This window comes from Marinimicrobium sp. C6131 (genome assembly GCF_026153455.1).
Taxonomy (GTDB): Bacteria; Pseudomonadota; Gammaproteobacteria; order Pseudomonadales; family Cellvibrionaceae; genus Marinimicrobium.
In genome coordinates this window covers 2010854-2033939 of sequence record NZ_CP110629.1, presented here as the reverse complement: position 1 = coordinate 2033939, position 23086 = coordinate 2010854, and the positions used below count along the sequence as shown (strand labels likewise).

General features: G+C 58.2%; 23 protein-coding genes and 1 pseudogene. 11 read left to right on the top strand and 13 right to left on the bottom strand.

Annotated features, from left to right (window positions below; translation table 11 throughout):
- Nucleotides 1-6 precede the first annotated feature (6 nt).
- The 9 genes from OOT55_RS08775 to pilB form a co-directional block, all read right to left on the bottom strand.
- Nucleotides 7-276, bottom strand: a complete 270-nt coding sequence (locus tag OOT55_RS08775; RefSeq protein ID WP_265368711.1) for a K+/H+ antiporter subunit F — start codon at nucleotides 274-276, stop codon at nucleotides 7-9.
- The gene (locus OOT55_RS08770) at nucleotides 261-788 is read right to left on the bottom strand and encodes a Na+/H+ antiporter subunit E (protein WP_265368710.1); all 528 of its coding nucleotides are present in this window, start codon (nucleotides 786-788) and stop codon (nucleotides 261-263) included. The genes OOT55_RS08775 and OOT55_RS08770 overlap by 16 nt, the downstream gene beginning before the upstream one ends.
- Nucleotides 785-2302: a monovalent cation/H+ antiporter subunit D gene (locus tag OOT55_RS08765; protein WP_265368709.1), complete on the bottom strand. Its 1518-nt coding sequence runs from the start codon at nucleotides 2300-2302 to the stop codon at nucleotides 785-787. The genes OOT55_RS08770 and OOT55_RS08765 overlap by 4 nt, the downstream gene beginning before the upstream one ends.
- Nucleotides 2299-2646: a Na+/H+ antiporter subunit C gene (locus OOT55_RS08760; protein WP_265368708.1), complete on the bottom strand. Its 348-nt coding sequence runs from the start codon at nucleotides 2644-2646 to the stop codon at nucleotides 2299-2301. Before OOT55_RS08760 ends, OOT55_RS08765 begins: the two co-directional genes overlap by 4 nt.
- Nucleotides 2646-5459: a monovalent cation/H+ antiporter subunit A gene (locus OOT55_RS08755; RefSeq protein ID WP_265368707.1), complete on the bottom strand. Its 2814-nt coding sequence runs from the start codon at nucleotides 5457-5459 to the stop codon at nucleotides 2646-2648. Before OOT55_RS08755 ends, OOT55_RS08760 begins: the two co-directional genes overlap by 1 nt.
- Before the next feature lie 353 nt (nucleotides 5460-5812).
- Nucleotides 5813-6415: a dephospho-CoA kinase gene (gene coaE / locus OOT55_RS08750; RefSeq protein ID WP_265368706.1), complete on the bottom strand. Its 603-nt coding sequence runs from the start codon at nucleotides 6413-6415 to the stop codon at nucleotides 5813-5815.
- A 3-nt stretch (nucleotides 6416-6418) separates the two neighbouring features.
- Nucleotides 6419-7282: a prepilin peptidase gene (locus OOT55_RS08745; RefSeq protein WP_265368809.1), complete on the bottom strand. Its 864-nt coding sequence runs from the start codon at nucleotides 7280-7282 to the stop codon at nucleotides 6419-6421.
- Between the two features lie 10 nt (nucleotides 7283-7292).
- Nucleotides 7293-8567: a type II secretion system F family protein gene (locus OOT55_RS08740; RefSeq protein WP_265368705.1), complete on the bottom strand. Its 1275-nt coding sequence runs from the start codon at nucleotides 8565-8567 to the stop codon at nucleotides 7293-7295.
- A gap of 5 nt (nucleotides 8568-8572) precedes the next feature.
- Nucleotides 8573-10300, bottom strand: coding sequence for a type IV-A pilus assembly ATPase PilB (gene pilB / locus OOT55_RS08735; protein ID WP_265368704.1), 1728 nt, complete (start codon nucleotides 10298-10300; stop codon nucleotides 8573-8575).
- A 455-nt stretch (nucleotides 10301-10755) separates the two neighbouring features.
- On the opposite strand from pilB, the pseudogene OOT55_RS17850 reads away from it, so the two are divergent.
- The 5 genes and pseudogenes from OOT55_RS17850 to OOT55_RS08715 form a co-directional block, all read left to right on the top strand.
- A pseudogene (locus tag OOT55_RS17850) lies at nucleotides 10756-10870 on the top strand (pilin); the annotation flags it as partial.
- A gap of 14 nt (nucleotides 10871-10884) precedes the next feature.
- Nucleotides 10885-11241, top strand: a complete 357-nt coding sequence (locus OOT55_RS08730; protein WP_416141001.1) for a pilin — start codon at nucleotides 10885-10887, stop codon at nucleotides 11239-11241.
- A gap of 561 nt (nucleotides 11242-11802) precedes the next feature.
- A complete protein-coding gene (locus tag OOT55_RS08725) occupies nucleotides 11803-12315 on the top strand; it encodes a protease complex subunit PrcB family protein (RefSeq protein ID WP_265368702.1) in 513 nt (170 codons plus the stop codon).
- Nucleotides 12316-12645: 330 nt separating this feature from the next.
- A complete protein-coding gene (locus OOT55_RS08720) occupies nucleotides 12646-13152 on the top strand; it encodes a DUF6795 domain-containing protein (RefSeq protein WP_265368701.1) in 507 nt (168 codons plus the stop codon).
- On the top strand, nucleotides 13153-14319 hold the full coding sequence (locus OOT55_RS08715) for a lipase family protein (RefSeq protein ID WP_265368700.1): 1167 nt from the start codon (nucleotides 13153-13155) through the stop codon (nucleotides 14317-14319).
- Between the two features lie 29 nt (nucleotides 14320-14348).
- Here OOT55_RS08715 and hepT read toward each other — a convergent pair whose 3' ends face one another.
- From hepT to cysQ, 4 genes are all read right to left on the bottom strand, one after another.
- Complete coding sequence (hepT, locus tag OOT55_RS08710) at nucleotides 14349-14765, bottom strand: type VII toxin-antitoxin system HepT family RNase toxin (protein ID WP_265368699.1); 417 nt, start codon at nucleotides 14763-14765, stop codon at nucleotides 14349-14351.
- A complete protein-coding gene (locus OOT55_RS08705) occupies nucleotides 14755-15144 on the bottom strand; it encodes a nucleotidyltransferase family protein (protein WP_265368698.1) in 390 nt (129 codons plus the stop codon). The genes hepT and OOT55_RS08705 overlap by 11 nt, the downstream gene beginning before the upstream one ends.
- A 154-nt stretch (nucleotides 15145-15298) precedes the next feature.
- Nucleotides 15299-15862 (bottom strand): sugar O-acetyltransferase, encoded by a 564-nt coding sequence (locus OOT55_RS17775; protein WP_322113836.1) that lies wholly within the window; start codon nucleotides 15860-15862, stop codon nucleotides 15299-15301.
- A 4-nt stretch (nucleotides 15863-15866) separates the two neighbouring features.
- On the bottom strand, nucleotides 15867-16637 hold the full coding sequence (gene cysQ / locus OOT55_RS08690; protein WP_265368697.1) for a 3'(2'),5'-bisphosphate nucleotidase CysQ: 771 nt from the start codon (nucleotides 16635-16637) through the stop codon (nucleotides 15867-15869).
- A 174-nt stretch (nucleotides 16638-16811) separates the two neighbouring features.
- Between cysQ and OOT55_RS08685 the strand changes: the two genes are divergently transcribed.
- From OOT55_RS08685 to OOT55_RS08660, 6 genes are all read left to right on the top strand, one after another.
- The gene (locus OOT55_RS08685) at nucleotides 16812-17585 is read left to right on the top strand and encodes a hypothetical protein (protein ID WP_265368696.1); all 774 of its coding nucleotides are present in this window, start codon (nucleotides 16812-16814) and stop codon (nucleotides 17583-17585) included.
- A gap of 14 nt (nucleotides 17586-17599) precedes the next feature.
- Nucleotides 17600-18091, top strand: a complete 492-nt coding sequence (rimI, locus tag OOT55_RS08680; protein WP_265368695.1) for a ribosomal protein S18-alanine N-acetyltransferase — start codon at nucleotides 17600-17602, stop codon at nucleotides 18089-18091.
- A gap of 164 nt (nucleotides 18092-18255) precedes the next feature.
- The gene (locus OOT55_RS08675; RefSeq protein WP_265368694.1) at nucleotides 18256-19653 is read left to right on the top strand and encodes an MATE family efflux transporter; all 1398 of its coding nucleotides are present in this window, start codon (nucleotides 18256-18258) and stop codon (nucleotides 19651-19653) included.
- Nucleotides 19640-20866, top strand: a complete 1227-nt coding sequence (locus OOT55_RS08670; RefSeq protein ID WP_265368693.1) for a sensor histidine kinase — start codon at nucleotides 19640-19642, stop codon at nucleotides 20864-20866. Before OOT55_RS08675 ends, OOT55_RS08670 begins: the two co-directional genes overlap by 14 nt.
- Nucleotides 20859-21380, top strand: coding sequence for a response regulator transcription factor (locus OOT55_RS08665; RefSeq protein WP_265368692.1), 522 nt, complete (start codon nucleotides 20859-20861; stop codon nucleotides 21378-21380). Before OOT55_RS08670 ends, OOT55_RS08665 begins: the two co-directional genes overlap by 8 nt.
- A 92-nt stretch (nucleotides 21381-21472) precedes the next feature.
- Nucleotides 21473-23056, top strand: coding sequence for a peptide chain release factor 3 (locus tag OOT55_RS08660; RefSeq protein ID WP_265368691.1), 1584 nt, complete (start codon nucleotides 21473-21475; stop codon nucleotides 23054-23056).
- Nucleotides 23057-23086 lie beyond the last annotated feature (30 nt).

Genomic DNA, 23086 nt, shown 5'->3' with positions numbered 1-23086 from the left:
GCTCTCCTATTCGATGATGTCGCCGCGCAACAGGTACTTGGACAGCGCAACGGTGCCCACAAAGCCCATCACGGCAATCAGCAGGGCGGCTTCGAAATACAGCATGGACTTCATGGAAAGCCCATACAGTACCAACAGGGCGATGGAGTTGATGTACATGGTGTCCAGCGCGAGGATCCGGTCTGGCAATGAAGGGCCCACCGCCAGGCGCCACAGGTTCAATACCAGTGCCAGGCTCATCATCACCAGGCTGATCTGGATTACGATGTCGAGCATTCGAAAATCTCCTTAAGTGGCGCTTCATAACGCTGTTTGATGGTGGCAACTGCAGCGGCTGGATCGTCCACATGAAGCGTATGGATGATCAACTGCTTGCCATCGGCGCTCAAATCAGCCGACACAGTGCCCGGAGTCAGGGAAATGGTGCTCGCGAGAATGGTGATGGCAAAATCCTGTTCAAGGTCCAGATCCAACGTCATGAAGGCCGGCTTGAGGGACTTGGGCGAGCCCAGGATCAGACGCGCTACGGTCCAGTTGGCAATCACGATGTCCCAGAGTACTACCGCCACAAATTTCAGGGCCACACCCGGGCGGTTCAGTGTCATTTCCTGGGGCCAGAATGACTGGGTGACAAAGGGAATGAACCAGGCCAGCAAACCGCCCAGAACCAGATGGCCACCACTGATGTTGTTGGCCAACAGAAACCACAGCAGTAGCATAAACAGACTCAGGACCGGGTGCGGGAGGAGTTGCCGGCGCCGTCGCTTGGTATCGGTCAGGGTGCTCATGGATTTCCCCCCACGGTGGTGTGGCGCAGTACGCTGTCGATGTACTGGCCCGGGTTCAAAAGCTGTTCGGCCATGGCGTCGGTGTAAGCGATGATCGGTTCGCCCCACAGCGCCAGGGCTGGTGTTGTCGCCAGCAGGCCCAGCGCGGCGGCCAGGGGCAGCAGCGAGGCTTTCTGGGTGTTGGCGACCACTTCAGTAGTACGCCAGAAAAAAGTGCTGCCGCTGCGACTGAGGGCGGTAATCGACGCGAGGCCGCCGAGCAGGACCAGGCTCCAGAGCCAGATGGCCGCATAGCCGGTGGTGGCCGATTGCAGGAGCAGCAACTTACCGACAAACCCGCTCAGCGGTGGCATGCCGGCCACACTGAGGGCCGCCACAAAAAACATCAGTCCCAGGGTCGTGCTCTGGGGCAGGGAGGGGCCGGTACGGATGGCATCGCTACCGTCCTGACGCTGGCGGCGGATCAGGTCGACAATCAGATACAGTGCCCCGCACACCCAGGTGGAGTGGGCCAGATAGTAAAAGGTCGCACTCAGCGCCTCTGCGGTGTTCAGGGCCAGACCGGCAAGCAGGGTACCCACCGAGATGATCACGAGGTAGGACACCTGCATACGCAGGTTGCGGGCGGCCAGTACACCGATAACCCCCAGCGCGAGGGTGACCAGTGCCAGTGGCCACAGCCAGGGTTGAATCAGGTTGGCCAGTTCGCCGGCGTGATCGCCAAAGATCAATGTGTAGACCCGGGCGATGGAGTAGACCCCGATTTTGGTCATGATGGCGAACATGGCCGCCACCGGAGCACTGGCCGCGCTATAGGCCCGGGGCAACCAGAAATACAGCGGCACCATCGCGGCCTTGAGCCCGAATACCACCATGAACAGCAGGCCGGCGGCGGCCACAATGGGAGCGTCCTGGGCCGGCAGGTTGGCGACCTTGGCCGCCATGTCGGCCATATTCAGGGTTCCGGTGATGCCGTAGAGGGTGGCCACGGCAATCAGGAACAGGCTGGACCCCGCCAGGTTCAGAACCACATAGTGCAGACCGGCTCTCGCCCGCTCCTGGCCCCCGCCCTGCACCAGCAGTGCGTAGGAGGCGAGCAGCAATACCTCAAAGCAGACAAACAGGTTGAACAGGTCGCCGGTCAGAAAGGCGCCGTTGACCCCGAGCAATAGCAGGTGCAGGAGGCCGTTCAGGTTGTAGGCCGGATGGTCCATGGTGCTCGCGGCGTACCAGATGGCAAAAAACGCCAGCACACTGGTCACCAGAACCATAAAGGCGCTGAGCCGGTCCAGAACCAGAACAATGCCAAACGGCGGCGCCCAGTCACCCATGGCATAGACCTGAATCACCCCGCTGCTCGCCGTATAGAACAGCAACAGGGAAATGATGACCAGCAGACCGGCGCTGACCAGACTGACCGTGCGGGTCAGTACAAAGCCTTTTCCGGCCAACAACAGCAGGATGACGCCGGTGATCAGGGGCAAAAGTACCGGCAGCGCAATCAGGTGGCTCATACCCGATCCTCCTGCGACTCGCCGGTCTGCTTGCCGTCAACATGGTCGTTGCCCAACTCCGCGCGCGCCCTCAGAGCGAGTACCAGGACAAAAGCGGTCATGGCGAAACTGATCACAATGGCCGTCAGTACCAGTGCCTGTGGCAGGGGGTCGGCATATTGCTCAGCCGTGCCGATGACGGGAGGGGCGCCGGAGGTCAGACGCCCCATCACAAAGATGAACAGGTTGACCGCATAGGTAAACAGGGTCAGCCCGACAATGACCGGAAAAGTCCGACTGCGCAACATCAGATACACGCCGCAGGCGGTCATCACCGCGATCATGATTGAAATCAACAGCTCCATTAAATCTTCTCCCCTTGTTCATTGGTGGCCGGGGCTTCGTGCGTGGTCTGCGCCAGCTTGCCCAGGTGCGCCAGAATCAGCATGGTTGCGCCCACGACAGTGACGTACACGCCGACGTCAAAAGCCATGGCGGAAGCCAGCTCAAAATCGCCCACAAAAGGCCAGTGCACATGGGTAAACGTCGAGGTCAGGAACGGATAACCGAACAGCCAGCTTGCCAGCCCGGTGAGCGTGGCGATCATCACGCCGGTGGCGGCCACTTTGCGGTAATTCCAGCGCAGGCGTTGCTGCATCCACTCGGTACCGGTGGAAATATATTGAAGAATCAGCGCCACGCTGGTGACCAGCCCGGCAATAAATCCGCCGCCGGGCATATTGTGTCCGCGCAGGAAGATATAGAACGACACCATGATCGCAAGCGGGAGCAGAATACGGGTCATTACCGACAGAATGGGGGGATGTGGTTCGCGGGCCCAACGACGACCGTCGCCATCGGCCTGGGGCAGCGGCAGTTTCAGGCCGTGCAGCATCGCGTAGATGCCCACCGCCGCCAGGGCCAGCACGGTGATCTCACCCAGGGTATCGAACCCGCGGAAGTCGACCAGAATGACGTTGACCACGTTGGTACCGCCGCCACCGCTGACGCTGTTCTCCAGGAAGTAGTCTGAGATGGGAGTGAACGGTCGGGTCAGCACCGCCCAGCACAGTGCGCCTACCCCCACCCCGGCGCTGCCCGCAATGGCAATATCCCGGACCACACGCCTGGGCGGTGATTCGTTGGGCGTCATTTGGGGCAGGAAATAGAGCGCCAGCATCAACAGGACGATGGTGACCACCTCGACAGACAGTTGTGTCAGCGCCAGATCCGGGGCGGAGAACCGGATGAACGTCAGCGACACAATCAGCCCCACGACGCTTAACATCAGTAGTGCCGCAAACCGGTTGTGGTGAGTCAGTACCGTTCCGAAGGCGGCAATGACCAGTAGTGCGGTTGCCACGGCGCTTACCGGGTCCATCGGGGTCAGCGTGGCTGAGCCCGTCCACTCGGTCAGAGGCCAAAGCCCGGCGGCGCCCACCACCAGAGCGGCACCAAAAAACAGGGCCAGATACCGCTGGAGCGAGCCGTTCTCGAGCCGGTCGGTGACCCACTGGGCGGCCAGGACACCGCGCTGTACCCGGTACTCGAATACCAGCTTCTCGTCTTTGCGGAACTTGCGCTCGTAAAATGCAAACAGCCCTTTACGCTGAGAGTAGAGGAGAATACCGCCCGCCAGCGCGATGGCACTCATCAACAATGGCAGGTTGAACCCGTGCCAGAGTGCGATGTGGTACTCCGGCATTTCGTGCCCGAGAACCGCCGTGGCAGCGGCGTGGATAAAGGGCTCGATGGTGTAGTGCGGGAAAACACCCACTATCAGGCAGAGGACCACCAGAATCTCCACCGGTACTTTCATGTAGCGGGGTGGCTCGTGGGGCGGATACTTGGGTAGATCCTGAGGCTCGCCATTGAAAAAGACATCGTGGATAAAGCGCCAGGAGTAGGCAACCGAAAACAGCGCTCCGAGTGTGGCCAGCATCGGCATGATCCACCAGAACTGACCGAGATATTCCAGATGCAGGCTCTCGGCAAAGAACATCTCTTTACTCAGGAAGCCGTTCAGCAGCGGTACCCCGGCCATGGCGGCGGATGCGACCATGGCCAGTAGCGCGGTATGTGGCATGTACTTCCACAGGCCGTTGATCTTGCGCATATCCCGGGTGCCGGTTTCGTGATCGATGATTCCGGCTGCCATGAACAGCGACGCCTTGAAGGTGGCGTGGTTGATGATGTGAAACACCGCCGCTGCCGCTGCCAGCTCGGTGCTGAAACCGAACAGCAGGGTAATCAGGCCCAGGTGGCTGATGGTGGAGTAGGCCAGCAGGCCTTTCAGGTCGTGTTTGAACAGGGCCGTATAGGCGGCGTACACCAGCGTGGCAAGGCCCACGAAGCTGACGATAAAGAACCACAGCTCGGTGCCCGCCAGTGCGGGGTACAGGCGGGCGAGCAGAAACACCCCGGCCTTGACCATGGTGGCCGAGTGCAGATAGGCCGACACCGGGGTGGGGGCGGACATGGCGTGGGGTAGCCAGAAATGGAAGGGGAACTGGGCAGACTTGGTAAACGCACCCAGCAGCACCAGAATCAGGGTGATCGGGTAGAGCGCGTGGGCGCGGATCTGGTCCCCGGCGGCAAGAATCTCGGTCAGGTTAAAGCTGCCAACAATGTGTCCCAGCAGCAGTGCGCCCGCGAGCAGGCAGAGGCCGCCCGCCCCGGTAATGGCAAGAGCCATCCGCGCCCCTTTGCGGGCCTCGGACTGGTGGGACCAATAGCCGATCAGCAGGAAGGAGCTCAGGCTGGTCAGCTCCCAGAACACCAACATCAGAAGAATGTTGTCCGACAGCACAATGCCGAGCATCGCCAGCATGAATATCTGCAGCAGGGCGTAGAGCTTGCCCAGAGAATCCCGTGAAGACAGGTAGTAACGGGCGTACAGCATGACCAGCAGGCCAATGCCGGTGATCAGCAAGGCGAACATCAGCCCCAGGCCGTCCAGGCGAAGGCTCAGGTCCAGCCCCAGGCCGGGCAGCCACGCCTGATGGAAACGAAAGGTCTCGCCGGCCAGCACCGCTGGCGTCAGGTAAAGCAGCAGCCCCAGGGAGATCAAAGGCGCTAACGCCGCCGACCAGGCGCACAGGTTGCGCCCGAAGCGCTCCGTGGCGAGGGGGACCAGCGCGCCCAGGAGCGGCAGGAATACAATCAAAAACAGTGTCATAAGGTCTCTCACACCTTGTGGGTATTATTCATCTCCGCCCGGACAAGTATAACCGGGGATACCTTGAGATTCGTTGTGGGTAACAACAGACGGGGTTACAGCGACGCGGGTGGGTCGGTAAAGAAGGGGTGGCGTTTTAAAGTGAAGCCTTGGGGCTCATGGTGGTGCGGCATCGCGGTCATTCCCGTGTCTTAGGTCGTTGTGGACGTCGTACCAGAAACCGGCAAATGCTTTTATACACTGTAAAGGGGGCCGAGTACCAGTATTGCAGAAGCCTCTTAACCTATGTTAACCCTCGGTGGATGACGCGCAAACGGTCCGACGTATCGGAGCGTTTGCGGGTCATCCACCGATCACTGACCCGCAAACGCCAGATAACCCCGATGCAACTCTTCCACCCGCTTCTCTAAATCGACCAGACTCCCGGTGTTATCCAACAAGTCATCCGCCCGCTTTAGCCGCTCGGCTCGCGACATCTGACTGGCCATGATCCGCTGGATCTGCTCCGGGTCCGCACCGTCCCGGGCACTGGCCCGTGCGAGCTGGAGGGACTCCGGCACATCCACCACCAGAATCCGGTCGACCAGCTTATCCTGCCCGGTCTCAAACAGCAGGGGAGACACCAGTAGGGCGTAGGGACCTCGCGCCGCGGCCAGCCGCGAACGCAACTCCCGGTTGATCAGAGGGTGCAGCAAGGCTTCAAGCCAGGTTTTCGCGTCGGGATCGGTAAAGATGATGGCGCGCAGGGTCGGGCGGTCCAGGGTGCCGTCAGGCGTCAAAATATCCGGGCCAAAGTGTTCGGCAATGGCCTTCAGGGCGGGCTGGCCGGGTTCGACCACCACCCGCGCCATATCGTCCGCATCCACGGCCTCAATGCCTTTCGCCTGGAAGGCCCGCATGACGGAAGACTTGCCGCTGCCGATGCCTCCGGTAACGCCGATAACCCGCTCCGCCATGATTCAGGGAGCCGCGAACTGAAGGTACTGTTGGAGCAGGCTGTCGCCCCAGATAAAGGCAATCCAGCCCGCAATGGCCAGGTAGGGGCCGAAGGGAATGGGAATGTTCTTGTCCCGGCCCAGGATCAGCATCATGCCGATGCCGATCACCGCACCCACCAGGGACGACAGCAGCACCACCAAAGGCAGCATCTGCCAGCCGAGCCAGGCGCCCAGTGCGCCCAGCAGCTTGAAGTCGCCGTAGCCCATCCCTTCCTTGCCGGTCAGCAGCTTGAACAGCCAGTAAATCGACCAGAGCGAGAGGTAGCCCGCCACCGCGCCCCAGAGGGCGTCCTCCAGTGGCACAAAGCCCCCCAGATGGTTGACGATCAGCCCGAGCCAGAGCAATGGCAGAGTGATCACATCGGGCAGCAACTGGGTGTCGATGTCGATCATGGTCAACGCAATCAGCGACCAGGTGAATACCAGCGCCGCCAAGCCAACGCCGGTCACGCCAAACTGATGAATCACAAACACGCTCAGCAGGCCCGTCACCAGCTCAATGATCGGGTAGCGGGCAGAAATCCGGCCTTTGCAGGCTGAGCACTTGCCCCGCAGCACCAGGTAACTGATTACCGGCACGTTCTCCCAGGGCTTGATCCCATGCCCGCAGTGGGGGCAGGTGGAATTGGGGGTGATCAGGTTGAATGTTTTCTGCGGTTCCGGTGGTGACTGCTCCAGCAGCTCGCAGCACTGCGACCGCCACTCCGACTGGAGCATTCTGGGCAGGCGATAGATCACCACATTGAGGAAACTGCCAACCAGCAGACCTAAAACAGTGGCGCTGATGAGCGCCACTGAGGGATAGAGAACGAAAACTTCGGATATGGAGGACACGTTAAATAACCGACCCCATCTGGAAGATTGGCAGGTACATGGCGATCAGCAGGCCGCCGACCAGAACGCCAAGAACGGACATGATAATGGGTTCCAGGAGCGAAGTCAGGCTGTCGACTTGATTGTCTACGGCTTCTTCATAATACACAGCCACTTTTTCGAGCATTTCGTCAAGTGCGCCAGATTCTTCGCCAATAGCAGCCATCTGAACGAGCAAGGTGGGGAACATTTTCTGAGCGCGAATGGCTGTATTCAACTGAATGCCGGTGGAGACTTCCTCGCGGATCTTCAAAATGGCATCGCTATATGGCTTGTTGCCTGCTGCGCCTGCGACAGATGTTAGAGCGTCAATTAATGGAACACCAGCGGCAAAGGTCGTGGAGAGTGTGCGGGCAAAGCGTGCCATGATAGATAAGTAGAGTATATTCCCCACGACCGGAAGTTTAAGAATGTATTTATCAATGGCGTAAGCAAATGCCTTGGAGCGACGTCGGGCTTCCTTGAAGAAAAACACCGAGCCGATAATGATGGCCAGCATTATAAACCATTGTTCTCGCATGAAATCTGACATATTCATGACAAGCAGTGTGAAGGCGGGAAGTTCGGCGCCGAAGCTTTGGAACGTCTGCGTGAATTGTGGCACCACTTTGATCAGAAGGATCGCGGTAACAATGATAGCGACCACTACTACCGCGATCGGGTAAGTCATAGCTTTCTTTATCTTGGCTTTGAGGGCCTCTGTTTTTTCTTTGTAGGTCGCAATTCTGTCCAGCATGGTTTCCAGAGCGCCTGACTGCTCACCTGCTTCTACCAAGTTACAGAAGAGATCGTCAAAGTACTTGGGGTGCTTACGTAAGGCGGACGCAAAGTTGCCGCCGGCCGCTACGTCATCGCGAATTTGGTGAACCAGTGTTCGAACCCGAGCGTTGTCTAGGCCATCGGCTACAATATCGAAAGACTGCACTAGTGGAACGCCGGCTTTCATCATTGTTGCCATTTGGCGAGAAAACACCGCAATATCTGACGGTTGAATTTTCTTGCCGCCACCACCAAACAGGGGCTTCGGCTTTTTACGAACCTGATTGGCTCGAATGCCTTGCTTCAGCAGTTGTGCCTTGATTAGCGCGGGACTGACGCCCTCCATTTCGCCCTCAATCTTATTGCCTTTTTTGTCCAGGCCTTTATAGAGGTAGGTTGCCGACGTGGAGCCTTTCGCGACTGGCTTTTTGCGGGCCGCTGTGGGCGCGGCTTTCTGGGCTTGGGCGGTGGTGGCCATAAGCGTTAATCCTTGGTGACTCGGTTGGCTTCTTCAAGGCTGGTCAACCCTTGCGCCGCTTTGCGCAGGGCTGAAATCCGCAGATTATTAAAACCCGCCTCATGGGCGGCTTTGGCAATTTGCAGGGAGTTGCCTCCCTCCATTATAAGGCTGGCGATGGTCGGTGTGATGCGAACTACTTCATAGACCCCGACACGACCCTTATAACCATTGGTACACTGTGAGCAGCCCACCGGGTGGTACAGCTCCAGTTCGCTGCGGGGAATTCCGATCTCATCGAAACCTTCTTCGCTCAGTACGGCATCGGGAATATCCGTTGCGGGCTTCTTGCAACTTTTGCACAATCGGCGGGCCAGGCGCTGGGCGATAATCAGGCTCACACTGGTGGCCACGTTAAAGGCGGGTACGCCCATATTGAGTAGGCGGGTCAGCGTTTCCGGGGCGCTGTTGGTGTGCAGGGTGGAGAGCACCAAGTGGCCGGTCTGAGCGGCCTTGATGGCGATTTCCGCCGTCTCCAGGTCCCGGATTTCCCCCACCATCACCACGTCCGGGTCCTGACGCAGGAAGGAGCGCAGGGATTCGGCAAAGGTCAGTCCCACCCGGGTATTCACCTGAACCTGGTTGATCCCCTCCAGGTTAATCTCCACCGGGTCTTCGGCGGTGGAAATATTTCGCTCGCTGGTATTGAGAATATTCAGGCCGGTATAGAGAGACACGGTTTTACCGGACCCCGTCGGCCCGGTCACCAGAATCATGCCCTGCGGTTGCTCCAGAGCGTCCATATAAAGTTGCTTCTGATAATCCTCGTAACCAAGTGCATCAATACCCATTTTGGCGGAGCTGGGGTCGAGAATCCGCAGCACGACCTTCTCTCCAAACAGGGTAGGCAGAGTGTTCACCCGGAAGTCGATGGCTCGGGTTTTGGAAATTTTCATTTTGATCCGGCCATCCTGCGGCACCCGGCGCTCGGAAATGTCCATCTGGGACATCACTTTCAGGCGTGCCGCCAGGCGGGTCGCCAGATTGATGGGCGGCTTGGCCACCTCCTGCAGGATGCCGTCGGTGCGAAAACGCACGCGGTAGGCCTTTTCGTAGGGCTCAAAGTGGATATCCGACGCACCGCCCTTGATGGCGTCCAACAGAATCTTGTTGATAAAGCGGACAATCGGGGCCTCATCTTCTTCCTTACCCCCGTCATCTTTCGGCGCCTCGGGTTCTCCGCCCTCGGTTTCCAGGCCATCCAGAGCGTCATCGTCTAATCCGCCCAAAGCGTCCCCTATGGACTCCTCTTGGGCATTGACATAACGATCAATAGCGGCGGCCAGCTTGTCGGCCTCCACCAGAATCGGGTCGGTGTTCAGGCCGGTGTTGAACTTGATCTCGTCCAGTGCGTGAAGGTTGGTCGGGTCCGCCACCGCCAGAAACAGCCGGTTGCCACGCTTCATCAGGGGCAGCGTATGGTGTTTCTGAATCAGCTTCTGGTCCACTAACTTGGTAGGAATCGCGGTGGTGGACAGACTGTCGAGGTCGAAAACAGGGGTGCCGAACTCATCCGCAGCCACCCGGGCCACTGTAGACGCATCAAGAATCTGATGAGTGACCACATGCTGCACAAAAGGCACGCGATCGCGTGCCGCCTGGGCCTGAGCCTGGCTCGCCAAATCGGAATCCAGTAGGCCATCGTGGACCAACCGGCGTGCCAGGCCGCTGAGAGCGGGTGCAGAGGTATTCATAAATGCCTGATTTCCAAAAGCTTTTATTCTGTTCGCTGACCATGTGCCACGGCGGATAAAAGCCGACCGGTGGCGTGAAAGTCAAAGCAGAGTCTTAACTGTATACGATAAGTCCATGGGATATCTACAATTCTAGCGCAGGAATCGTTCTTGGTGCTTTTGCGGCCAATCTCCAGCCCTGAGACAAGTTGTGATGTAGTTCACAATATTGAAAATTGAAGGGTGGCACCGCTTGGCTCTTCGGCAGGAAAGGGCGTTGTCTGGCGAGTCAGGGTGACAAAAAATGTCACTAGTCGGCGGGGCGCGTCCAGAGGTGTCGCATAAATCATTAATCTGAGGGTTGTTGGGTTGATTGTGGTGTCGATCATGGTTCAGGTGGTGGGTTTGGGCGGCTTGGCACAGCTTATGCAACCTCACTCCTGTCTGTAACTTTTCCACCAACGGAGATTCAAAGCATGAAACAGATGCAAAAAGGTTTTACCCTGATTGAACTGATGATCGTAATTGCGATCATTGGCATTTTGGCGGCAGTCGCTATCCCGCAGTATCAAAACTACATTACACGGTCGCAGGTTAACCGTGTAATGTCTGAGGCTGGCCAACTGCGAACCTCTATTGAGGATTGTATCCTAAATGGTCGCACGGCGTTGGGTAATGCTGCGGGCCAGTGTAACCCAGGGGCTAGCGGATCAAACTTGATGGATCAAGATAACAACGCTAATCAGTCCGGTAATGCCGTCCCGGCGGGGACTGGTGTGCCAGTTATTGCTCCAGATCCGATGACGGCTGCTACCACCATTACGGCGACTTTTGGCAACAATGCGGCTGCTGTGCTGCAGGACGCTGGCGCGACGCTCTCTTGGCAGCGTAATGCCGATGGAACTTGGCAGTGCGTTACTGCGAACGTGCCTGCTGAGTTTATTCCTAACGGATGTCAGTAAAATAATGATCAAAAGGGAGGCTCGGAAAGAAACTTAAACCTTCTGGTGCGCTCTCTTTTCAGGCTCCTCCCGCTTTAGCGGGAGGAGCCTTTTAAGTACAGACATCTGGCTTATTGCCGATCTTATGCATATTCCGTGACTACCCTTTCTGATCGTTGGGAGGCGGGATTTGATCCATCATCCATTGGTTAATATAGGATGCTCAAGGAGTAGAGGGGCTGACCAAGATGGGGTCAATTACCAATTTCTCCGTTTCGAAAATAAAGTTCCACTAAACGGGAATCAAAGGGGTCAGGGTCGTTGATTTGTAGCGAAGTCGAACATGTGCACATAACAACGTAGAGTACGGGCCGCAGGTGATGCACAATTACCAGGACTACGGCCTGTCGGGCATGGCTTTTCTTCAACAGAAATTCCTTTTGTATCATCGGTTCACTTACTGGCGCAGTAGGTGACGCTCGGGTTAAGGTTTTACACGATCTTTTACAGTTTCTTATAATGTGAACACGCTATACTGCTTCGGAATGGAAGCCCTTCTGGTTTGGTATAGGATGCTCTATTATGAAACGTTCCCTAATTTTATTCGCTGTTTTTCTCGGTTTGATAGGCTGCGGTTCAGATCAAACAGAACGAGATATTATGGAGTCGGCCCCGTTGGTGGACAGTTTGCCCTCAGAGGTTGAAGTGATTGACTGCCCAGCGTACGCAGGGCACTCCGATATTGACGATAGTCTGGCGGAACATGTTACCGACGCCCATCGCTTCCGCGAGCTGTATTTGTCGGCCAACCCAAATTCTCAGGACGATGTACCTGATATCGATTTTGATGGACGTGATGTGATTGCTGTATTGGCTGGCCGGCAGTCGAGTGGTGGTCATGAGGTTTATGTTAGTGACGTCAGCGAACGGGACGGTGGCCTTGATGTGGGCTATACGTTGGTGTCTCCATCGTCGGATTGCGCGGTTACCACTCAAATAACGTATCCTTATTGCTTTGTGTCTCTGTCGAAAGTCCAGGGCGAAGTTCATCTATCCGGTCAAAGCGTATCGGCCTGCGGGCTGGAGTTGGAATAGAACGCCAATATAGTACCGTAGCAAGTATCGTTCGATAAGAACGAAATTATTGGCGTGCAATACTCTTGTCGATACCGGTTCAATGGCGCTATATTGCGGTTCGCATGTCGAGATGCTCGACTTTAAGCGAATTTAGATGCCAGAATCGTTGGGTTGCGTGATCTGGCCCTCAAAACGAAGGCGTGTCAGGTTGGCACAGGGATTTTCAGGGACACCGTAGCTGCTTTATCCAGGTTTCTTTCCTTGCCAGATTATCCTTGTGAACATCCTGACTGTAACCGTAAAGTGCCAATGGCTGTTGTCGTTGGAGTATTTTTTAGGGGCTGATTCTTGAAAATTGTCAGTATTTTCTTGGCGAGCGCTATCTTTTTGTTTTCGGTGAATGAGGGACTATCCATGTCGATATTTTCTAAAGGAGAAGAAATTGAGGCGGTCCTGTTTTCTCCGCTTCAAGGTCAGCTTACCTATCACGGCAAACCAGCTTCCAATGCCGATATTAGCGTTTGGATAGCGTGGAAAGATCAAAAGGGCGAGACATTTCATTATAAATCGGATGGGGATGGCTACTTCTCTATCCCTAAGCAGTCTGTGTATATAAAAGATAGTCCGTTTTCTCAGCTTTCAGTGGGCCAAACCGTAACAGTAGATTTTGAAGGTCATAACTTTCTGATTTGGAAGGCGGGTAAGTCCAGTTCCCACTTATTTGGTGAGTTGGGCGGCGAGCCGGTCGGTTTGACATGTGAGCTGTCTCGCGATGATATGGATGCTCATCTTGAGTATGCCTTGTTAGAAACGAAATGCGTTTGGAAGGATGTCTTGACAATTAAGGAGGAATAAATGGCTGTTGGTCCAAGCGATGCGGCGCTTCTGGCGAAGAGAATTTATGATGTCCAGAACCCAATGTTTGTTGATACGTTTCTTAAGCTGCCACCTTTCAGGCGAACGGGGTCAAAGCGTCTTTCTGCCCACCTTAAGGCTGAGGTCGGAGGGCGAGTCTTGCTGAATCATAAGGATGGGTTCGGCATTTGCTCGGAAGGTGGCGATCTTTACAAGAACGAAGTGTTCTTGGTGTTTAGAGGTACGACAAAAGAGAATAAAGGGGCGGACTTCCTGACCGATGCCAGAATCGGCATCACCAACAATCAGGCGGGTCTGCCCGTTCACTGCGGATTTAATCACTGTTTTACCAGTATGCTGCCCGCCCTCAAGACGTTTTTTGCGTCCCTGGGAGGTAATATCAAAGTGGTCCACTGTGTGGGCCACAGTCTCGGAGGGGCGGTGGCCTCTCTAGCAGCGGACTGGGTTGCCCGGAATCTCAAGTATGCGACGAGGCTCTATACGTTTGGGGCTCCCCGGGTTGGTACGGACTGGTTTGTGAAAAGTACCACCTCCGCTGTTCAGGGGGTGAATATGCATCGGATTTATCACAAGACGGATCCGGTGGCCATGGTGCCTTTATATCCGTTTATGCATGCCCCTTATAACTTACCAGGTCACTATATACACTCTCATGAGCCTCTGCTGTCAGGCGACGCTCACCGAATGGATCGCTATGTGACGTCTGTGAAGGGGAGGTCCTGGGATTCGATCAAAGGAAACCCCGAGCCACCTTATACGCTTGAGAGTGCCATTGAGTCCTGGCTGGAGTCTAAAACGCCGGTGAACAGTTCGTCACCAACATTCTGGCGCTGGGTCGACTCTGCGCTGATTTATGTCATCAAGAAAGTCGCCATGGCAACGTTGGTTACGTTTCAGGGGGCGTTTATCGGGTTCTTCACTGTCGCGGACAAAATGGCTTACCTGTTAGCGAAGGGCATAAAGATGGCCGAGCACGTCGGCTACTGGGTGGAGCGCCTGATGCGAAAGATCATGCAGGCGTTGGGGATGCGCGCCCCAGAGAGCAGGGAATCGCTGACCGAGGGGTTGATTCGCCACGTACTGCGACGGTTGATGGCTCAGTCAAATAAAGATGCTCGAAACGCGATTCAGAAGTCAGATGGTTGATGCAAAGGGGGTAACGCTTCAGCGCGGCATTAGCCAATATCTTCTTTCCGCGTGAGGAAATCCACAATGATCTGGTGGCGACTCTCAACGAGCAATGTTTCAATGATGTGAAAGTCGATATTCAGGTAATCGTGCACAATGCGATTTCTAAGTCCAACGATCGCGTTCCAGCTTGTCAGATCGTTTTTGGAAATAACCTTTGCCTCCGATAAGGCCCGGAACGCATCATAGGCGGATACGGGAACTTGATGCCCCTTGGTTTTCAGGAGGTGTTTGGCCTTGCCTATCGCATTTTCCGTAAGCACCTGGATGGCATGCAGCACTCCATTCTGTTCCAGCTCTGTCAAAGTCTCTCCTGAACGGATACGCTGAACGGCCTGGTTTAGTAGGCGTCCTTGCCGCTCTGCGAGACGGGCGGTTTCCTGTAAATACAGATCAAGCTGCATAGACATCGTTCCAGTAGTGTTCTTCCAGATCGCGCCAGGTTCGGCTTAAAAAATGAAACCAGGGGAGCCGGGTTATCAGGGGGCGCCCCTCTTCGGCAACCGCCGCTCTCATGGCCAGTCCCGCCGTCGGTAGCTCCACCAGATCAATGGCTTCTGCAGGGACGGACAGCCAGTTGGCGAGATCCAGTCGTAATGTTTCCGTTTCGGTAAGTGTGTTCCAGGTATCGTTCAGGGCTTTGGGCCACTGGATGGCAAAATCCCAGTCGCTGTCGGGGTGGGCGTCTCCTCTGGCCCGGCTGCCTATAAGCGCACAAATCTCAAGCTCTGGGAAACGGTTGGCTAGGTGGGCGCTCAAGCGATCAAGGTCTTTGTTTGTCATAGCCGTTGCGGGTCTGGTTCATGAGGTTATGGTTTGATTCTACGGGGCGGAGTGGCGGGCGGCAAGTTGGGTGGGTGTTGTGGGGTTACGGCGGGTGCGCTTTGCTTACCCGCCCTACGCAGAGTTTGAGTGCCACCCATCGAAGGGTTGGGGTTCAGATTGGGCGGATGATGCGGGCGGGGTTACCAGCGGCGAAGTGGTCGGCGGGGATGTCTTTGGTGACGACGGCGCCGGCGCCGATGACGCAGCGGTCACCGATGGTGACGCCGGGGCAGATGATGGCACCGCCGCCGATCCAGACGTCTTCACCGATGGTGATCGGTTTGCCGGACTCCAGTCCCGAGGCGCGCTCTTGGGCATTCATGGGATGAGTGGCGGTGTACACCTGGGCGGCGGGGCCGAACAGGGTGCGGGCGCCGATGTGGACGTCCGCCACGTCGAGCACCACGCAGTTGAAGTTGAAAAAAACCTTTTCACCCAGGTGGATGTTGTCGCCGTAGTCGCAATAGAAGGGCGGTTGCATCCAGACGGTGTCGCCGCCGTCGGGAATCAGCTCGCGCAGCCACTGCCGACGCTTCTTGACTTCATTGTCCCGGCTGGCGTTCAGGCTCTCACAGAGCAGGCGCGCCCGGCGGCGCGCCGCGCAGAGTTCGGCATCCATGGGGTCGTATAGCGCCCCCGCCAGCATTTTCTCCCGCTCGGTTTGGTGATCGCTCACAGAATCAGGCGCCGCGGGCAATAAAGAAGGGGTTCAGGACCGACTCTTCCTGATTGTAGCGCAGCGGTTCGCCGCTGTCGGCGACGTTCAGTTGCCCGCCAGCGCCCAGCAGTACCGCGTGGGCGGCACCGGTGTCCCACTCGCTGGTGGGTCCCAGGCGGGGGTAGAGGTCGGCCTCGCCCTCGGCGATCAGGCAGATTTTCAGGGAGCTGCCCATGCTTTTGATTTCCGGGGCGTCGAAGTCGTCCAGGAAGGCCTTAAAGGCGTCGCTCTGGTGCGAGCGGCTGCCCACGATGCGCCAGCCGGTGTTGTTCGCGGGTGCCTTGCTGACGGTGATCGGGGTGTCCTGTCCATTAACGGATTTCCAAGCGCCTCGCGTCGCGGTGCCTCCGTGGTAGGTGCAGCCCAGCGCCGGCGCGTCCACCACGCCCCAGGTGGGTTCGCCGTGCTCGATCAGGGCGATGTTGACGGTGAATTCGTCGTTTTTCTTCACGAACTCCTTGGTGCCGTCCAGGGGGTCCACCAGCCAGTAGCGGTCCCAGGTTTTGCGTTCGTCCCAGGGGGCGTTTTCACTCTCCTCGGACAGGATGGGCAGGTCTGGCGTCAGGCGCTGCAGGGCGTCGACGATGACGCGGTGGGCTGCCAGATCCGCCTCGGTGAGGGGGCTGTCATCATTCTTCTGATAGACCTCGAAGTCCTTCTGGTAGACGGTCATGATGGCGTCGCCAGCGGCCTGGGCGGCCTGGATGATGTCGGAATAGGGGATGGTTGGCATCGTTAGGTAAAGCTCCTTGAGAGGGTGGGTGCCGAACGTGTTGGAGGGAGTATACCGAAAAGTCGGTTCGGGGCCGAATGTAGGGGATGGCTTCAGGTTGGGTTGCGGCCCGACATTATGGGTGATGTTTGCTAGAATGGCGGATTGATCTGGCCGGGCATTGTGACCTCTCTTATGAATGAATATCAGCGACAGGCTTATCTGGACGCCCTGGGCATGGAACAGTACGTTCCGCGCTGGCTGATGCCGCATGCGCCGATGCCCACGGCCTGCGAGCTGCCTGTGGTCGAGCCGCAGCCAGCCGCGCCTGCGGTGGCTCGGGAACCTGCGAACGAGCGGGCGTCCGCTGAGGCGCCGCGGCCGGTGGCGGATTTCCTGAACGATATGCGCGAACCGGCCAAGCCGACACGGCGGGAAGCGCCTCCGGAACCAGAGAAAGTCGCGGCGGCGGAGCCGCCCGCCGAGCGAATCGAGCCCTTTACCCTCAGCATCTGGCGCTCGCCCTTGCCAATACTGGTGGTGGATGCCCGCCAGCCCCGCGCGGCCATGCCCACGGACCGGTTGCTGCGCAACCTGTTGCAGGCGCTGGCGCCCCACGATACGCAGCGGGTCAGCGAAGAGGTACTGCCCTGGCCGTTGGTCAAGCACAAAGCGGTGCGTCTGACCGCCGACGATGCCCGAGCGGAGCTGAGTACCTGGCTGGAAACCGAGCTGACCAATCGGCCGGTGCGTCATCTGTTGCTGATGGGGGAGTCGGCCGCGCGCTTCCTGTTGCCCGAAGACAAACCATACGGTGACGTTCTCTGGCAGTCGCTGTCCCTGCCGCCGTTCGATATACCCACGCTGGTCGCGCCCAGTCTGCTGGAAATACTGCGCAACCCGGATCTGAAACGGCCGCTCTGGGCGGCAGTGCAGCCCTGGTTGCCAATGGACGTGCACGCGAGCTGATCGCTTTGACCACCATGACGTTGACTCCCCACCCCTCGCCTTCCACCGTGACCACTGGCACCGGGCTTGAGCTGGCTTTCCGACCTTTGGCGTCCGCCGATATCGAGGCCGTCATGGCGCTTGAGAAGCAGGTTCAGAGCCATCCCTGGCGACGCTCCAGTTACGACGACTGCCTGACCGGTCGTCATCACTGCTGGCTCGCCGAGCATCAGGGGCAGTTGGTGGGGTTTGTGGTCGTGACCTGGGCTGCGGGCGATGCCGAGCTGCTCAATATTGCGGTCGCACCGAATCGACAGCGCCAGGGCGTGGGGCAGGCGCTACTGGAACTGATGCTGGCGCAGGTCAAGCCGTTCGCCAGCATGGTGTTTCTGGAAGTGCGGGTGTCCAATCACTCCGCGATCGCGTTCTATGAGCGTGAGCAATTCTTTGAGCTGGGGCAGCGGCCGAATTATTATCCTACCGCCCGGGGGCGGGAGGATGCGTTGATTCTGGCGCGGCAATTATAGGCGTTTGATGTATGTAGGCGTCGTTTGGGTAACGGCCGATGCGGGCTTTGCCCTCCGATGCGTTGGACCGATCCGCCTACGGTCTGCGGGTAGGTTCGGTGCCGCCCATTGTTGCCATTCAGGTATACTGTCCCGCTTTGAATCCGCCTGCCGCCGTGGGGTTTATGTCACGACCGCTTACTGCAACGCTCACCGAAGGTTCCGTGGCCGGCCAGCTGCGGACCCTGGCCATTCCCATGGTCTGGGGGTTGCTGGCCACCATGTCGTTCAACGTGGTGGATACCTTCTACGTGGCGCAGTTGGGCAACCAGCCCCTGGCGGCGATGAGCTTTACCTTCCCGATTGTGATGATCATTACCAGCCTGGGCATCGGCCTGGGCGCGGGGTCTTCGTCGGCCATCTCCCGTGCCATCGGTGAAGGGAACGCCAGCTATGCACGGCGCCTGGCCACCGACGCGATCAGTCTGACCTTTCTGGTATCGGCCAGCATGTGCCTGCTCGGCTGGCTGTTGATGGACCCGCTGTTCAGCCTTCTGGGCGCCACGCCCGATCTCTTGCCCCTGATTCGCGATTACATGTCCATCTGGTTTATCAGTGCGCCGTTTCTGATGGTGCCCATGGTCTGCCTGTCGGCCCTGCGTGCCCTGGGCATGAGCCACATCCAGGGTTACCTGATGAGCGCGGCGGCGCTGTTCAATGCCGCGCTGGACCCGCTGCTGATTTTCGGACTGTGGGGCTTTCCCGCATTGGAGCTTCAGGGGGCGGCACTGGCGACTCTGGTTACCCGCCTACTGACCTTTCTGGTGGCCTTCTATATTCTCGCGATTCGGGTTCGGCTGCTGACCTATCCCTGGGTGGCCTGGCAGGCGCTCATGCGCTCCTGGAAAACCATTGTGCATGTCGGCGTACCCGCCATGGCCACCAATGTGATTGTCCCGCTGGCCAGTGCGGTGGTGACGGTCATGGTCGCCCGCTACGGGACCGATGCGGTGGCCGGGCTGGGAGTGGCCATGCGCATCGAGCCGTTGATGTTGATCGTGTTTTACGCGCTGTCCGGTGTTATCGGTCCGTTCTTCGGGCAGAATTTCGGGGCCGGTCAACACCACCGTCTGAATGAGGCGGTAAAGGTACTCTCGTTATTCTGCCTCGGGTTTGGGCTCTTGATCGCGGTCTTTCTGTGGCTGTTTGGCGGGTTGTTGGCAAGCCTGTTCAGTGAGCATGCTGAGGTCTTGCGGGTGGCTGCTTTCTACCTGGCCGTGGTGCCCTTCAGTTACGGGGCCTACGGTATCGTGATGTCGGTGAATGCCGCTTTTAACGGCTTGGGTCGCCCTCTGCCGGCGATGGCATTGTCCGCGGGACGGGTGGTCTACGTGTTCCTGCCCCTGGCCTTTCTCGGCCAGTGGATCTGGGGACTGGAAGGCATCTTTATGGCCACGGCGCTGGCGAACTGCCTGGTCGGGCTCTGGGCCTGGGAGTGGCTGCGTCGTTACGTCCAGCAGGTTCGGGCTGAAGGTGGGCGTCGTGCGCTGGTCTCGGTGGAGGCGGGCCATGACCCCCACTGAACGCAGCCCGGAGCAGTATCTTCAGTGGGCGCGCTGGCTTCTGATTGCCGTATTGCTGGTGCCCATCGGTCAAGATGTTCTGTCCGGGACCGCGCTGACGGTGGATGGCTGGCTGGGTCTGTGGTGCTTTGCACTGGCGGTCCAGCTCGTCGCTTACTCGCCGTGGCCCCGCGCCGAACATCGGCGGCTCAGCCTCCATCTTCTATGCGATATTGTGCTCTGGAACGGGGTGGTCTGGTTGACCGGGGGCGCCACCAACCCCTTTGCCGCGCTGTTGTTGATTCCCCTGGTGCTGGCGTTTTTATTGCTGCCCTGGCGGTGGGCGGCTCTGCTGTTGATCGCGAGTATTGCGGGGCAGTTGGTGCAACTGGTGGCGGTGTCCGATGCGCACCTCGGTCACGACGGCATGGGCGGACACTTTCAGGCCATGGTGGCCGGTTTTGTGATTGCGGCCCTGCTGCTGGCTTTGACCTTACTCTATCTGCGCCGGCAACTGCACCTGCGGGACCTGGATCTGCAGCGGCTGCGGGAAACCCAGTTACGCGATGAACAACTCCTGGCGGTGGGAACCGCCGCCGCCCAGTTGACCCACGAAATGGCGACACCGGTTCAGTCAATCGGTTTGCTGTTGGATGAAATGGAACTCACTCTGGCGCCCGCGGACCGTCAAGAGACGGATGCCGAGCGCCAGTTGATCCGCCGGCAGTTGGAGCGTATTCAGGGATTATTGGCTGACTGGCGGCTGATTGCCGAGGATGTCCGCGCGCGGCGTCTGCAAGCGTTGCCACTGGATCAACTGCTGCAGTCGGTACGCCAATTGCTGAGTATCACCCGCCCCGGCGAGCCTGTGGCGTGGGGAGAGATGAAAGGGGTGGCAGGCTCTGGTGTGCGCGCCGATCGCACGCTGATGCCGGCCATCCTGAGCCTGCTCAACAATGCCCTGGATGCGGGGGGCTCGGTGCGGGTGAGCGGTTACTGCTCGGCAGGACTGTGGCGACTCGACATCGACAACACCGGTCGGCCATTGACGCCGGAACAACGGGCGCGTCTGGGGGCCGAATGTCTGCCCAGCGATGATGGGTTTGGCCTGGGCGCGCTGGTCAGCTACGCCACTCTGGAACGGTTTGGCGGGCGGGTGTACTGGTCCGGCGATGAACACAGCACTCGAACCCGGTTGGAGTTGCCCATTCAGGAGCTTTCTGAAGGTGAGTAAGCTGTTGCTGATCGACGACGATGCGCTATTTCGCGACCTGATGGCTCGCCGCCTGGAGCGCGAAGGCTATGAGGTATCCACCTGCGCCGGTGCGGAGGACGCACTGGCGATCGACCCTGAGCCTCTGGACGCCATTCTGCTTGATCTGATGTTGGGCGAACGGTCCGGATTGGCGTTGATCGAGGGGCTGAAACAGCGCTTCCAGCCCCGTGAGCTGGTGGTACTCACCGGTTATGCCAGCATTGCCACCACCGTGGAAGCGATGAAACGGGGGGCTACCAACTATCTGGCCAAGCCCGTGGATCTGGCAAATCTGCTCCGAGTGCTGGCCGCATCGGGCACCGGGGGAGTCACGTCGCCTCCGAGCCGTTACGTCACTCCCGCCGAGCTGGAGTGGGAGCACCTGCAACGGGTGCTGCTGGAGCACGATGGCAATATTTCCTCCACCGCCCGGGCGCTGGGCATGCACCGGCGTACCCTGCAACGCAAGCTTAAAAAGCACTCTCCGTTCTGAGGGCGCATCGGCTGGCCGTGACACACGGCTGCCAGCAACCCGGATTTCCGGTATGATGCGCGTTTTTTGCGCAACTCCGAGGTCGATTGACTATGTCATCTGGCAGCTTTGCCGAGAAAATCCAGCGCCGGCGCACCTTTGCCATCATTTCCCACCCGGACGCCGGTAAAACCACCATCACCGAGAAGCTGCTGCTGTTCGGAAGTGCGATTCAGCAGGCCGGTTCGGTCAAAGGTAAACGAGGGCCTCATGCCAAGTCGGACTGGATGACCATGGAGCAGGAGCGCGGGATCTCCGTCACCTCCTCGGTGATGCAGTTCCCCTATAAGGAGCGCATTGTCAATCTGCTCGATACCCCCGGTCACGAAGACTTTTCGGAAGACACCTACCGCACCCTCACCGCCGTGGATTCGGTATTGATGGTGCTGGATGGGGCCAAGGGTGTGGAAGATCGTACCATCAAACTGATGGACGTCTGCCGGTTGCGCGACACCCCGATCCTATCGTTTGTGAACAAGCTGGACCGCGAAGCCCGGGACCCGGTGGATCTGTTGGATGAAATCGAGTCGGTATTGAATATCACCGCAGCGCCAATCAACTGGCCACTGGGCATGGGGATCGATTTCAAGGGTGTCTATGACCTGTACACCGACACGATTCATGTGTACGAAAAAGGCCAGGGCCACACGATTCCCGCCGATGTCCGGATTCAGGGGCTGGACAGCGCCGAGGCCAGCGAGCTGCTGGGCGATGATGCCGAAGACATTCGCGAACAGATCGAGTTTGTGCGCGGTGCCACCGCGCCATTTGATGCCGAGGAATACCTGGCCGGGCGTATGACACCGGTGTTTTTTGGGACGGCATTGGGCAACTTTGGAGTGCGGGAGATGCTGGACCACTTTGTGGACTGGGCGCCCAAGCCATTGCCGCGTATGACCCATGACCGGGAAGTGCAGCCGAGCGAAGAGAAACTGTCGGGTTTTGTATTCAAAATTCAGGCGAACATGGACCCGAAACACCGGGACCGAATTGCATTTATGCGTATCTGCTCCGGCACTTACCGTCAGGGGATGAAGATGCGTCACGTGCGCCTGGGTAAGGATGTGAAGATTGCCGATGCAGTGACCTTCATGGCCGGCGATCGCAGCGCGGTGGATGAAGCCATCGCAGGTGATATTATTGGTCTTCACAACCACGGCACCATTCAGATCGGTGATACCTTCACGGAAGGGGAGCCGCTGAAGTTTACCGGAATCCCGCACTTTGCACCGGAGCTGTTCCGTCGTATCCGTCTGAAAGACCCGCTCAAAACCAAACAGCTACAGAAAGGCCTCCAGCAACTGGCGGAAGAGGGGTCCACCCAGGTGTTTTTCCCGCTCAATAACAACGATATCGTGGTTGGCGCCGTGGGGGTGCTTCAGTTTGAGGTGGTCGCCTACCGCCTGAAAGACGAGTACAAGGTTGAAGCCATCTACGAACCGGTCAACGTCGCGACGGCGCGCTGGGCGGAGTGTGAGGATCCGAAAAAGCTGGAGGAGTTCAAGCGCAAATGCGCGGACAATCTCGCTCTGGACGGTGGTGGCTACCTCACTTATCTGGCGCCAACCCGGGTCAACCTCTCCCTTACCGAGGAGCGCTACCCGGAGGTGAAGCTTCGGGCAACGCGGGAGCATTGATCAGGTCAGGGGCCTGAACGCGAAAACGGC